Origin of the sequence: Bacillus sp. ME78 (assembly GCF_903970865.1) — a bacterium.
GTDB classification, from domain to species: Bacteria; Bacillota; Bacilli; order Bacillales; family Bacillaceae_G; genus Bacillus_A; species Bacillus_A cereus.
Genome location: NZ_CAJCKK010000001.1, coordinates 219,816 through 233,375 on the forward strand (window position 1 = coordinate 219,816; position 13,560 = coordinate 233,375).

Here is a 13,560-nt window from a genome sequence, read left to right on the forward strand (position 1 = left end):
CTAAAGAAATATGGTTTATAATAGGATTAAGGCGCAATAGACTGGTTAATAGCGGGACAAGACGAAAAATAGAAAAGAGAATTTCTTGTTTTGTGTAAATGTTTTTTATAATATTTGACATGTTGACAGATTATGAAATGAAAGTGAGTGATCCATGTGGATCTAACGCAAATTCAAAACCCTAGTTTTTTGAAAGATATGTCTATCAGTGAACTAGAGGGATTGAGTGAGGATATTCGTAAGTTTTTAATTGAAGAGCTCTCTCAAACAGGTGGACATATTGCACCTAATTTAGGTGTAGTAGAACTCACAATTGCTCTGCACAAATTATTTGATAGCCCGCAAGATAAATTTTTATGGGATGTAGGACATCAATCCTATGTACATAAAATTTTAACTGGACGCGCGAAAGAGTTTGGTACATTAAGGCAATATCAAGGTCTATGTGGTTTCCCGAAACGTTGCGAGAGTGAGCATGATGTATGGGAAACTGGTCATAGCTCGACTTCGTTATCGGCTGCAATGGGAATGGCTCTGGCACGTGATTTAAAGAAAACGAAAGAATATGTTATACCAATTATTGGAGATGGTGCTTTAACAGGTGGAATGGCCTTAGAGGCATTGAACCATATTGGACATGAAAAAACAGACATGATTGTTATTTTGAATGATAATGAAATGTCAATTGCACCAAACGTTGGTGCGCTTCATAATGTACTCGGTCGTTTACGTACCGCAGGAAAATATCACTGGGTAAAAGATGAATTAGAGTATATATTAAAGAAAATCCCAGCAGTTGGCGGGAAAGTGGCTGCGACAGCAGAGAAAATAAAAGATAGTCTTAAATATTTACTAGTATCTGGTGTCTTTTTCGAAGAGTTAGGCTTTACATATTTAGGTCCAGTCGATGGGCATGATTATGAAAAGTTATTCGAAACGTTGCAATATGCAAAGAAAACAAAAGGCCCAGTACTTGTTCACGTTATTACGAAAAAAGGAAAAGGTTATAAACCGGCTGAGAGTGACGTTATTGGAACTTGGCATGGAACAGGACCTTATAAAATTGAATCAGGTGACTTCGTTAAGCCAAAAGAAGTTGCACCAGCATGGAGTGCTGTCGTTAGTGAAACAGTACTTAAGCTGGCGAGAGCGGATGAGCGTATCGTAGCAATTACACCTGCAATGCCTGTTGGATCAAAACTTGAGAAATTCCAAAAAGAATTCCCAGATCGTATGATTGATGTAGGTATTGCAGAACAGCACGCTACAACAATGGCAGCAGGTATGGCAACGCAAGGAATGAAGCCATTCTTAGCAATTTATTCGACATTTTTACAAAGAGCATATGACCAAGTTGTTCATGATATATGCCGCCAAAATTTAAATGTTTTCATCGGAATAGATCGCTCGGGATTAGTAGGAGCAGATGGTGAAACGCATCAAGGCGTATTTGATATCTCATTCTTACGTCACTTGCCGAATATGGTGCTTATGATGCCGAAAGATGAAAATGAAGGGCAACATTTAGTTTATACGGCGATGCAATATGAAGATGGACCAATCGCATTGCGTTATGCTCGTGGTAATGGACTTGGCGTTCATATGGATGAAGAATTAAAGGCGATTCCAATCGGTACGTGGGAGACGTTAAAAGAGGGTACACAAGTAGCTATTTTAACGTTTGGTACGACAATACCAATGGCAATGGAAGCAGCTGAGCGTCTTGAAAAAGCTGGGGTTTCAGTGAAAGTAGTGAATGCTCGCTTTATTAAACCAATGGATGAAGCATATTTACATGATCTTCTAGGGAAGAATATACCGATTTTAACGATTGAAGAAGCTTGTTTAATCGGTGGTTTTGGAACAGGAGTAGTTGAATTTGCATCTGAAAATGGTTACCATAGTGCATTAGTTGAACGAATGGGTATTCCAGACCGCTTCATAGAGCACGGAAGTGTAACAAAATTATTAGAAGAAATTGGTTTAACGACAGATGCTGTTGTAGACCGTATTCATACAATGATTCCATCAAAACAAAAAAGGGCGTAACAAATGAGCGTAAAAAAAGAAAGAGTAGATGTACTATTAGTAGAGCGAGGACTTATAGAAACGCGTGAGAAAGCAAAGCGCGCCATTATGGCCGGACTCGTATATGCAAATGAGATGAGACTTGATAAGCCAGGAGAGAAAATCTCGCAAGATACTGAGATTACGGTGAAGGGACAAGTTATGCCGTATGTAAGTCGTGGTGGTTATAAACTTGAAAAGGCATTAGAGACATTTCATCTTGATTTACAAGATAAAGTTATGATAGATATTGGTTCATCAACTGGTGGCTTTACAGATTGCGCGCTTCAAAATGGAGCGAAATTATCTTATGCATTAGATGTAGGATACAATCAGCTAGCGTGGAAATTACGTCAAGATGAGCGTGTTGTTGTAATGGAACGAACAAACTTCCGTTACGTGACACCAGCAGACTTAGAACGTGGTTTACCTCAATTTGCAAGTATTGATGTTTCATTTATATCATTAAAGCTTATACTGCCAGTTTTAAAAACAATGCTTATGCCTAACGGAGATGTAGCAGCGTTAATTAAACCGCAGTTTGAAGCTGGAAGAGAGCAAGTTGGGAAAAAGGGTATCGTTCGTGATAGAAAAGTACATGAAGCTGTTGTAGAGATGATTGTCGAGTTTGCTTTAAAAGAGGGCTATGATGTGGAAGGTTTAACATTCTCACCAATTACGGGTGGGGATGGTAATATTGAATTTTTAATTCATCTGAAATGGCATGGTGAACGTGAGAATGGCGAAAATCATTCTCCGATTTCTATAGAGCAAGTTGTTACAGAAGCGCATGACGTTCTAAAACAAAAAGGGAAAGGGGAATAACATATGTTGTTCCTCTTTTTGCTGTAATTGTATAATGATTGTAAAAACAATTGTGTACAAGAAACGAATTATAAGTTAACATAAATAAGTGAGGTATACCAATGTTTAAACTATGGTAAGAGATAGTGTGAGGTGCAAATGTATGAATAAAGGTCAGCGCCATATTAAAATCAGGGAAATTATTGCAAACAAAGAAATTGAAACACAAGATGAATTAGTTGATATTTTACGTAATGAGGGATTTAATGTAACGCAAGCAACAGTATCGCGCGATATTAAAGAACTGCACTTAGTGAAGGTGCCATTACATGATGGGCGCTATAAATATAGCTTGCCAGCAGATCAACGATTTAACCCGTTACAAAAATTAAAACGAAATCTAGTGGATTCATTTGTAAAATTAGACACGGCAGGACATATGCTTGTGCTAAAAACATTGCCTGGTAACGCTCATTCACTTGGAGCACTTATTGATCATTTAGAGTGGGATGAGATCATCGGAACCATCTGTGGTGATGATACTTGCTTAATTATTTGCCGTACACCTGACGATACAGGTGTTGTCTCTGATCGTTTCTTAAATATGTTGTAACAAAAAATCTTGTTTGCTTTCCATCGTAAAGTGGGAAGTGAACAAGATATTTTTATTGGTCAAAAATATGATTTTTCAATTGTAATATAATATTTTGTTTGCATAAAGTTAGAAAATAGATGGATTGACCCGTAAAACAAATGTTTGGTACAATGAAGCGGGTTAGAAGAGTATATACATACAAATATATAGCATGATTATTTGAATGAAGAACTGAGAAAATCCTTTAGTAAGGGATTATTTTATAACGAGGTGAATGGGGCATTGTTATCGGAATTATCGATTAGAAACTTTGCTATTATTGAAGCATTAAATATTTCTTTTCAAAAAGGTTTAACGGTTTTAAGCGGTGAAACAGGGGCCGGAAAATCGATTATTATTGATGCGATTAGTTTACTTGTAGGTGGCCGTGGGTCAGCAGAATTTGTTCGATATGGAACAGAAAAGGCTGAGATTGAAGGGCTGTTTTATGTTGAAGATGATAAGCATCCATGTATTGAAAAGGCAGAAGAGTTAGATATAGAAATAGAAGATGGCATGATTATTTTAAAGCGTGATATTGCTGCGAACGGGAAGAGTGTATGTCGTGTAAATGGGAAGCTTGTTACACTTAGCATATTAAAAGAAATTGGGAAAACACTTGTTGATATTCATGGACAGCATGAAACGCAAGATTTAATGAATGAAGAACGACATCTGTTTATGCTTGATCACTTTGATGGGGATCGAATCGTTAAACAACTAGACATATATCAAAACGTATACGCTGACTATGAAAAATTAAAAAAACAATTGAAATCGTTAAGTGAAAATGAACAACAGATGGCACATCGCTTAGATTTAATTCAATTTCAGCATGAAGAAATTCGCAAAGCCGATTTAAAGATGGATGAAGAAAATGAATTAACTGAGGAACGATTGCAAATTTCTAATTTTGAAAAGATTTATAAAGCATTAGGTGATGCATATCGTTCATTGAGTGCTGACGGACAAGGATTAGATAATGTAAGAAGCGCAATGGGACAAATGGAAAGTATTACACATTTAGATGAAATGTATCAAGAGAATCATGATTCAATTGCAAATAGCTATTACTTATTAGAAGAGGTTGCATATCAACTGAGAGAAAAGCTCGATATGATGGAATATGATCCAAATCGTTTAGATGAAATCGAAACACGTTTGAATGAAATTCGTATGCTAAAGAGAAAATATGGAAATACTGTAGAAGAGATTTTAGCGTATGCAGATAAAATTGAACAAGAAATATTTACAATTGAAAATAAAGACGTTCATATTGAAACGACGAAGAAACAGTTGAAGGAATTAGAAAGTGTTATTCTGAAAGAAGCAACGTTGTTAAGTAATATGCGTCATGAGCTTGCAGAACACCTTACAAATGCAATCCATCAGGAATTAAAAGAATTATATATGGAAAAAACGAAATTTGAAGTGAGAATTATGAAGAGAGAAGGAAATGCAGAAGAGCCCCTTGTGGAAGGTGCACCGGTAAGACTTACGGCGGATGGTTACGATCATGTGGAATTTTATATTTCGACGAACCCAGGAGAGCCGCTAAAACCACTTTCAAAGGTTGCTTCTGGCGGAGAGTTATCTCGTATCATTTTAGCTTTAAAAAGCATTTTTTCTAAGCATCAAGGGGTTGCATCTGTTATTTTTGATGAAGTGGATACGGGTGTAAGTGGCCGGGTCGCACAGGCTATTGCTGAAAAAATTTATCGAGTATCAGTAAACTCGCAAGTGCTTTGTATTACGCACTTACCTCAAGTAGCTTCAATGGCAGATTCGCATTTATTTATTCGAAAACAAGTAGCGAATGATCGGACAATTACATCAGTTACTGTTTTAACTATGGAGGATAAAGTAACAGAAATAGCTCGAATGATTTCTGGTGTGGAAATCACAGATTTAACGACGGAGCATGCGAAAGAATTACTTACGCAAGCGCATCATTTTAAACAGACAGCAGAGGCTATCCAGTAATGGATAGCTTTTTTTCTCAAATGACGATTTCTTAATTCTTCCGGTTATAAATAAAGCACTGCAAGGAGAGATTAAAAAGTGAAGCCAAGAGGCTGAATGTGGGGTAGGAGCGAGGAGAGTGAACAAGTTGAAATTAGAAAAATTTCGAAAAATAATAGGTCTTTGTCTCCTTGTTTCTTTAGTTTTTATTGGATGTTTTAAACCGCTTCGAACGTTTATTTCATCACCGAAACAACTTGTTGTTTTTGAAGGACAACAATCAGAAATATCATCATTACCAGTTTTCAAAGCTTCATCCACAAATCGTCATGTATTTACAGTGAGTTCGAATGAACAAAAACAAGGACTTATGGTAAATTCTCATCAAAATGGTGAAGCTGATATGGTATTTCAGCTTGCGGGTTTTCCAGTGAAAAAAGTAAATGTGAAAGTGTTAAAAGATTTTAAAGTGATTCCAGGTGGACAATCAATTGGTGTGAAATTAAATACAAAAGGTGTACTTGTTGTAGGCCATCATTTAATTCAAACTGAAAAAGGTAAAATATCTCCTGGTGAAACAGCAGGTGTACAAATTGGAGATATGATTACTGAAATTAATGGTAAAACCATTGAAAGAATGAGTGATGTAGCACCGTTTATTCATAATAGTGGAGAAACAGGTGAACCGCTTAATCTTGTATTGTTAAGAGATGGAAAATATATTCGCACGAAGCTAACGCCGCAAAAAGACAATGGTGAATCGTCTTATCGAATTGGTTTGTATATCCGTGATTCGGCAGCTGGAATTGGAACGATGACATTTGTTCATCCGGATTCTATGAAATATGGGGCGCTTGGTCATGTTATTTCTGATAATGATACAAAAAAGCCGATTCAAGTCGAAGATGGACAAATTATGCGCTCGACAGTTACATCAATTGAAAGAGGCAGTCATGGGAATCCAGGCGAGAAATTAGCAAGATTTTCACCAGATCGTGAAGTGATTGGCAATATTACAATTAATAGTCCATATGGTATTTTTGGAAAATTAAATACGAATATGAAAAACGGTATAATGGATAAAGCAATGCCTATCGCATTATCTCATCAAGTAAAAGAAGGACCGGCAAAAATATTAACAGTTATTGATCAAGATAAAGTAGAAGCGTTTGATATTGAAGTCGTTAGTACAGTGCAGCAAAAATTCCCAGCTACAAAGGGTATGGTAATAAAAGTAACAGATAAACGTCTATTAGCGAAAACGGGCGGTATCGTACAAGGAATGAGTGGAAGTCCAATTGTACAAAATGGAAAAGTAATTGGTGCTGTTACACATGTATTTGTAAATGATCCAACATCAGGATATGGTGTTCATATTGAATGGATGTTACATCAAGCTGGAATTAATATTTATGATCAAGAGAAAAAAGCGAGCTAATACATATTAGCTCGCTTTTTCTGTTGAAAAATTCGTTGAAATTTTGTAAAAGCTCCGCAAGAGGTGTTTTTTGTTGTAAAATAAAAGAAAAGGGTTGAACGTTTCGTTGTATTTCTATGATGGAATGTGTTGCGAAAGGGAATAAATGAACGATAAACATATTTTTTTGTGATTTTATCGGAAAGTAAGAAACTTTAAAAGGGAATTTTCACACAATTGTCGAACAATTCATGTAGCCTAGAAGGATACACATGTCGGAGAATCGATTCGGTAAGGGAGGAAAAGCTGTGGAGAAAATTAAAGTATGTCTTGTGGATGATAATAAAGAACTAGTGTCAATGTTAGAGAGCTATGTAGCTGCTCAAGATGATATGGAAGTAATCGGTACTGCTTATAATGGTCAAGAGTGTTTAAACTTATTAACAGATAAGCAACCTGATGTACTCGTTTTAGACATTATTATGCCACACTTAGATGGTTTAGCTGTATTGGAAAAAATGCGACATATTGAAAGGTTAAAACAGCCTAGCGTAATTATGTTGACAGCATTCGGGCAAGAAGATGTGACGAAAAAAGCAGTTGACTTAGGTGCCTCATATTTCATATTAAAACCATTTGATATGGAGAATTTAACGAGTCATATTCGTCAAGTGAGTGGTAAAGCAAATGCTATGATTAAACGTCCACTACCATCATTCCGATCAGCAACAACAGTAGATGGAAAACCGAAAAATTTAGATGCGAGTATTACGAGTATCATTCATGAAATTGGTGTACCCGCTCATATTAAAGGATATATGTATTTACGAGAAGCAATCTCCATGGTATACAACGATATCGAATTATTAGGATCGATTACGAAAGTATTGTATCCAGATATCGCAAAGAAATATAATACCACAGCAAGCCGTGTGGAGCGAGCAATTCGTCACGCGATTGAAGTAGCTTGGAGCCGTGGGAATATTGATTCTATTTCGTCCTTATTCGGTTATACAGTATCCATGTCAAAAGCAAAACCTACGAACTCTGAGTTTATCGCAATGGTTGCGGATAAGCTGAGACTTGAACATAAAGCTAGCTGAGAGTAAAGATAGTAAGGGTTTACTCTTTAGCTAAGCCGACAAATTCTTGAAATCTATACTTAATATCAATTTTAAAACCAATAAACTTTTCACTCAATGACCAATGAATTTTATGATTCGTTGGTCTTTTTATTTTGTTGAGAAAAAGAGATTATTTCATACTATGGAAAATAAAACCTATTTTTAGTAATATTACATATAAGTGAGTTTTTTATAAGGTAATTAAATAGGTATAGATAGGGAGAAGGGGAATGAAAAATAAAATTTTAACTTGGTTAGGAATAGTAGCAGCTATGGGAGTTCTTGCTGTAGCAGTTACATTTGGAATGTTAGAACTTGCCGATAATCCAGCAGATAAAGAGGTGAGTGCTCAAATAGACAAAAAAGAAGACCAAACGATAGTAGGTAGAGAGGTAGATGGAGTCTTTGTTGATGTGTATGTTACTGAAAATTCTACTGAAAGCGAAGTCATTACAGCGATGCATCACATGACTCATCAAAAAGTGGTGGCAGAACGAAAATCGGGCTCTATCCCAATTGTTCAAAATAATGCTAAAAAGTTAAAAGAAATCATAAATAAGAGTAGCTTTGCGAAGAAAAATGAGCTTTTAGCAATTGCTGATAGATGGGTGAAAAAAGATTTTAGTAAAATTGTAGAAGATCACAATTATTTCTCGGATGCTCAAGAAGATAACGTTTGTAAAGCAACTAGAGCAATGGATGCGTTAGAAGAGCAACATTATATTTTAACTACATTCGGGGAGGAAAAGGCGAAAGAACTATACGAATCAGGGGATGCTCCGCACGTTCAATAAAAAATAATATAAAGGCTTTCTAGTTTTGTATTATCGTGTTTTAAGGATGCAATGGGGACTTATAAATAAATAGTCTGCTTTCTTTATGACTTGTAACAAAAAAGAAAAGATATGATTCATTATTAAATGATGAAGGAACGGCTAAATTGCACCGAAGTACATCTATTAAAGAATTTTAGTAGGGAAAGTATCCATGGTATAATGGAGGGCAATAAAAAGCCCTGCAAAACAGGACTGTATTATTCTTCGTCTTTATTTTGTTTTTCTAATTCAACTAGCTTTTGAATTAAAATGTGCTGCGGCATGTGCATGAGTTGTTCAAGTGGAACACCTAGTGCTTTTGATAAGCGGACTGCAGTATCTGGAGAAATTTGTAATGGTCTCATAGAAGTACCTCCTTTTTCGTATAGTATAGCATAAGATTGGGGGAGTGAGGATGACTCTTATATTTGCACATCGTGGTGCGGCTGGAACGTACCCAGAAAATACAATGATTTCATTTGAAGCGGCTGAGTCTTTTAGAGCGGATGGAATTGAACTTGATGTTCAATTAACGAAAGATGGAAAAGTTGTCGTCATTCATGATGAAACGGTGGACCGAACAACAAATGGAAAAGGTGCGGTTCGGAATTATGTATATGAGGATTTATGCAAGTTAGATGCAAGTTATAAATTTGGTGATAAAGTGGGGTTTTGTAAAATACCACTTTTAGAAGAGGTATTAGAATGGCTTGAACGAACGAGTTTGCTACTTAATATTGAACTTAAAAATAATAAAATTCCATACAGAGGTTTAGAGGAAGAAGTTATAACGCTTGTACGGAAATTTAGTTTAGAGGATCGTGTTATATTTTCTTCGTTTAATCACTACAGCATGAAACGGTGTCATATGATGGCTCCTGATATTCAAACAGCAATTTTATATCGCGAAGGTTTGCATAGTCCGTGGGCATACGCGAAAAAAATGGGGGCTACAGCAGTACATCCGAATTATCGTTACCTTCAAGATGCTATTGCTGAACTAACGATGGAAAGTGGTGTAGAGGTTCGCCCTTATACAATTAATGAAGAAACGCTTATGCGTAAATATTTTGATATGAATATATCGGCGATTATTACTGATTACCCTGAAACGGCAAGAACGTTGTTGCCAATAAAAAAATGAGACCGCGTGTAACGGTCTCATTTTTTTATTTATAAATAGTGGGGCCTTCCTATCTTCTAAAGCGAGCCTGTACTTTATTTCGTTTACGGTCTCGGTGCAAGACGAAGCCACCGAAGATATAAAACCCGAGCCCGAAGCAGAGAGCACCGATTAAAAATTGTAACCACAGTATAGAGATTGGTGGAAATAGAATCCCGAATACAGTATCTCTCATTAACTTTATACCAAACACAGCTAATGAAATAGGGATGAGTGCTAATAGTAGAGCAACGTAACGCTGCATACATAACTCTCCTTTTCAGATTATTTCGTATATTTTAATGATGTTATACGGAAAGGGGGTTTGTCAAGAGGGTGCTGAACGAGTAAGATAAGGGTGTGAAAAAATTTGCAGAGTTACTTCGAGAGGAAGTGTAATATATGAAACAAAAAGTATTAATTGTTGGTGCAGGTGAAGGCGGGAGCGCACTGCTGAATCTGTTACATAGTTCGAATATATTTCAAATTATAGGGATTATTGATATAAATCCGTTGGCAAAAGGATTACAAATTGCTAAGGAATATGGAATTGCAATTGGAGAAAGTGTAACTCCATTTCTTTCTATGCATATCGATGTAATATTTGATATGACAGGTGAAGATGATGTACATAAAGTTTTATTGGAAAAAAAGAAAAAAGACACTCTTCTTATACCAGGTGATATTGCAAAAATTGTTACAGGATTAGCGCATGAGAAGGAAGGGTTAATTGGGCGGTTAGAGGAACAAACGCAACAAGGAGAATTAATTTTAAATTCTACGCATGACGGCATGATCGTAATTGATCGAGAGGGACAAGTTCGTCTTTTTAATAAAAGTGCGGAGCGTATTATCGGATATAAAAAAGAAGAGGCGATAGGAAAATATATTTTAGAAGTCATTCCCACTAGTAAATTACTTCGCATTATACGTACGAAACAAATAGAAGTAAATTATGAACTAACATTAGAGAATGGAAAGAAAATTATTACAACGCGTATACCGATATTAAAAGAAGGCGGAGAGGTACAAGGGGCATTTGCAATTTTTAAAGATATAACAGAAGTTGTAGATTTAGCGGAAGAAGTTACAGACTTAAAAGAAATTCAAACACTATTAGAGGCAATTATCAACTCATCTGAAGAAGCGATTTCGGTTGTGGATGAAAAAGGAAGAGGTTTAGTCATTAACCCGGCATATACGAAATTAACGGGTCTAACAGAAGAAGATATTATTGGGAAGCCTGCTACAACTGATATTGTAGAAGGCGAAAGTATGCATATGAAAGTACTTCGAACGCGTCGTGCGGTGCGCGGAATACATATGAAGATTGGGCAAAAAAAGCGCGATGTAATTGTAAACGTAGCGCCAGTTATTGTGGATGGAATATTGAAAGGAAGCGTTGGCGTTATCCGTGACGTGTCGGAAATTCAAAAGTTAACAAATGAATTGAATAGAGCAAGGCAAATTATTCGCACATTAGAAGCAAAATATTCATTTGATGATATTGTCGGAAATTCAGATGAAACAACGGCAGCTATCGAACAGGCGAAGCTAGGAGCGAATACACCAGCAACGGTACTGTTACGCGGTGAATCTGGGACTGGTAAAGAATTGTTTGCACATGCAATCCATAATGGAAGTAATCGAAAATACAATAAATTCGTCCGTGTAAACTGTGCGGCTATTTCGGAGACGTTGTTAGAAAGTGAATTATTTGGTTATGAGGAAGGGGCGTTTTCTGGAGCGAAAAGAGGCGGGAAACGTGGGTTCTTTGAGGAAGCGAATAACGGTAGTATTTTTTTAGATGAAATAGGGGAGTTATCTGCAAATACACAAGCGAAACTCCTTCGTGTATTGCAGGAAAAAGAAATTGTAAAAGTTGGTGGGACGAAAGCGATACCCATTAATGTTCGAGTAATTGCAGCGACACATGTGAATTTAGAAAAGGCTATTCTAGAAGGGAAGTTTAGGGAGGATTTATATTATCGATTAAATAAAATTCCAATTCAAATTCCATCTCTTCGTCAACGTAAAGGAGATATACCGAAAATTGCGGACAGGTTGATTCAAAAAATTAATCAAGATTATGGTCGTAATGTAGAAGGGCTCACTGATTCAGCTATTTTATATTTACAATCATACGAATGGCCAGGAAATGTGAGAGAACTTGAAAATATTTTAGGACGAGCTATTATTTTTATGAATTATAACGAGATCTATATTGATGTACAACATTTACCACCATTACATAATGAAGAGCAGGTGGAGTCAAAGCAATCTCATTTATTACCTGAATTAGAAGAAAAGCCACTTGAACATTTAGTAACAGAGTTTGAAGGGAATATTATTCATGAATATTTGGAGAGATTTGATGGGAATAAAACACAAACTGCAAAAGCGTTAGGAATTTCCGTTCGAAATTTATATTATAAGCTAGAAAAGTATGACCATGCAAAAAATAGCATGCAATAAATTGCGTACCGTGCAATTTATTGCATGGTATACAAAAAGCGACAAAATAAGACAGAATCTTTCGTTATTTTCCAAAGTATTGATTTTACTGCATTTTGAATGCGTTTTCATTATTGGTAAGACCACTTTTAAAAGTTGGCACGGTATTTGCTTTATAAATAGACGAGGGACGACGGAAAGGGTTGATTACAAAATATGAAGTTAGAATACTTAATTGATCAAGCAGCGGGACAGCCTAAAAAAACTGTAGCTGTAGCAGTAGCTGAAGATCATGAAGTAATTGAAGCTGTAGCGAAAGCAATTAAATTACAGCTAGCTCAATTTCGTCTATATGGAAATCAAGAAAAAATAATGGGGATGCTACAAGAACATGGTTTACAAACTTCAGAACATGTTGAAGTGATTGCAGCAATGTCTAATGCAGAGGCTGCAGAACTTTCTGTTAAAGCTGTGAGAAATGGTGAGGCAGACGTGCTTATGAAGGGTAACATCCCAACAGCGAATATTTTGAAGGCTGTGTTAAACAAAGAGTGGGGCCTACGTAAAGGTAGCGTACTTTCACATGTAGCAGCATTTGAAGTTCCAAATTATGATCGTCTTATTTTCGTTACAGATGCAGCGATGAACATCGCACCTGATGTAACACAAAAAGCTGCTATTATACAAAATACTGTAGAAGTTGCCCGGGCAATAGGAATCGACTTGCCAAAAGTGGCACCAATTGCAGCAGTAGAAGTTGTGAATCCAGCGATGCAGGCGACAATTGATGCAGCGATGTTAACACAAATGAATCGCCGCGGACAAATTAAAGATTGTATCGTTGATGGACCACTTGCTTTAGATAATGCAGTATCACAAATTGCAGCAGAGCATAAAGGCATAGTAAGTGATGTAGCAGGTAAGGCAGATATTTTACTCGTCCCAACGATTGAAGCTGGAAATGTGCTATATAAATCACTCGTATACTTTGCGGATGCAAAAGTAGGAGCAATGATTGCTGGCGCAAAAGCACCGATTGTTTTAACATCTCGTGCTGATTCAGCAGAAACAAAAGTATATTCATTAGCATTGGCAGTTGCGACTGCTTCAAAATAAACCAA

The 13,560-nt window shown here is 36.4% G+C and carries 12 protein-coding genes; 10 read left to right on the top strand and 2 right to left on the bottom strand.

What is annotated here, in order from left to right:
- The first annotated feature begins 156 nt into the window (after positions 1-156).
- From dxs to H6481_RS01275, 7 genes are all read left to right on the top strand, one after another.
- Positions 157-2,049, top strand: a complete 1,893-nt coding sequence (gene dxs / locus H6481_RS01245; RefSeq protein ID WP_071729677.1) for a 1-deoxy-D-xylulose-5-phosphate synthase — start codon at positions 157-159, stop codon at positions 2,047-2,049.
- A gap of 3 nt (positions 2,050-2,052) precedes the next feature.
- A complete protein-coding gene (locus H6481_RS01250; RefSeq protein WP_000111874.1) occupies positions 2,053-2,892 on the top strand; it encodes a TlyA family RNA methyltransferase in 840 nt (279 codons plus the stop codon).
- 142 nt (positions 2,893-3,034) lie between these two features.
- A complete protein-coding gene (gene argR / locus H6481_RS01255) occupies positions 3,035-3,484 on the top strand; it encodes an arginine repressor ArgR (RefSeq protein WP_001032580.1) in 450 nt (149 codons plus the stop codon).
- Positions 3,485-3,748: 264 nt separating this feature from the next.
- On the top strand, positions 3,749-5,488 hold the full coding sequence (gene recN, locus H6481_RS01260) for a DNA repair protein RecN (protein ID WP_000947734.1): 1,740 nt from the start codon (positions 3,749-3,751) through the stop codon (positions 5,486-5,488).
- A 118-nt stretch (positions 5,489-5,606) separates the two neighbouring features.
- Positions 5,607-6,905: a SpoIVB peptidase gene (gene spoIVB, locus H6481_RS01265; protein WP_002000940.1), complete on the top strand. Its 1,299-nt coding sequence runs from the start codon at positions 5,607-5,609 to the stop codon at positions 6,903-6,905.
- Positions 6,906-7,192: 287 nt separating this feature from the next.
- The gene (gene spo0A, locus H6481_RS01270) at positions 7,193-7,987 is read left to right on the top strand and encodes a sporulation transcription factor Spo0A (protein ID WP_011110369.1); all 795 of its coding nucleotides are present in this window, start codon (positions 7,193-7,195) and stop codon (positions 7,985-7,987) included.
- 251 nt (positions 7,988-8,238) lie between these two features.
- A complete protein-coding gene (locus tag H6481_RS01275; RefSeq protein WP_182810943.1) occupies positions 8,239-8,802 on the top strand; it encodes a PRK06770 family protein in 564 nt (187 codons plus the stop codon).
- A 239-nt stretch (positions 8,803-9,041) separates the two neighbouring features.
- On the opposite strand, the gene H6481_RS01280 is transcribed toward H6481_RS01275, so the two are convergent.
- Complete coding sequence (locus tag H6481_RS01280) at positions 9,042-9,188, bottom strand: YycC family protein (protein WP_001247671.1); 147 nt, start codon at positions 9,186-9,188, stop codon at positions 9,042-9,044.
- A 50-nt stretch (positions 9,189-9,238) separates the two neighbouring features.
- Here H6481_RS01280 and H6481_RS01285 point away from each other — a divergent pair, with 50 nt between their 5' ends.
- The gene (locus H6481_RS01285) at positions 9,239-9,967 is read left to right on the top strand and encodes a glycerophosphodiester phosphodiesterase (RefSeq protein ID WP_071729682.1); all 729 of its coding nucleotides are present in this window, start codon (positions 9,239-9,241) and stop codon (positions 9,965-9,967) included.
- A 49-nt stretch (positions 9,968-10,016) separates the two neighbouring features.
- Here H6481_RS01285 and H6481_RS01290 read toward each other — a convergent pair whose 3' ends face one another.
- The gene (locus H6481_RS01290; RefSeq protein ID WP_001190211.1) at positions 10,017-10,250 is read right to left on the bottom strand and encodes a DUF2627 domain-containing protein; all 234 of its coding nucleotides are present in this window, start codon (positions 10,248-10,250) and stop codon (positions 10,017-10,019) included.
- Positions 10,251-10,387: 137 nt separating this feature from the next.
- Here H6481_RS01290 and H6481_RS01295 point away from each other — a divergent pair, with 137 nt between their 5' ends.
- Together H6481_RS01295 and yqiS are read left to right on the top strand one after the other, a co-directional pair.
- Positions 10,388-12,460, top strand: coding sequence for a sigma-54-dependent Fis family transcriptional regulator (locus H6481_RS01295; RefSeq protein WP_023522991.1), 2,073 nt, complete (start codon positions 10,388-10,390; stop codon positions 12,458-12,460).
- Between the two features lie 195 nt (positions 12,461-12,655).
- Positions 12,656-13,555: a phosphate butyryltransferase gene (gene yqiS / locus H6481_RS01300; protein WP_000764675.1), complete on the top strand. Its 900-nt coding sequence runs from the start codon at positions 12,656-12,658 to the stop codon at positions 13,553-13,555.
- The last annotated feature ends 5 nt before the right edge of the window (positions 13,556-13,560 follow it).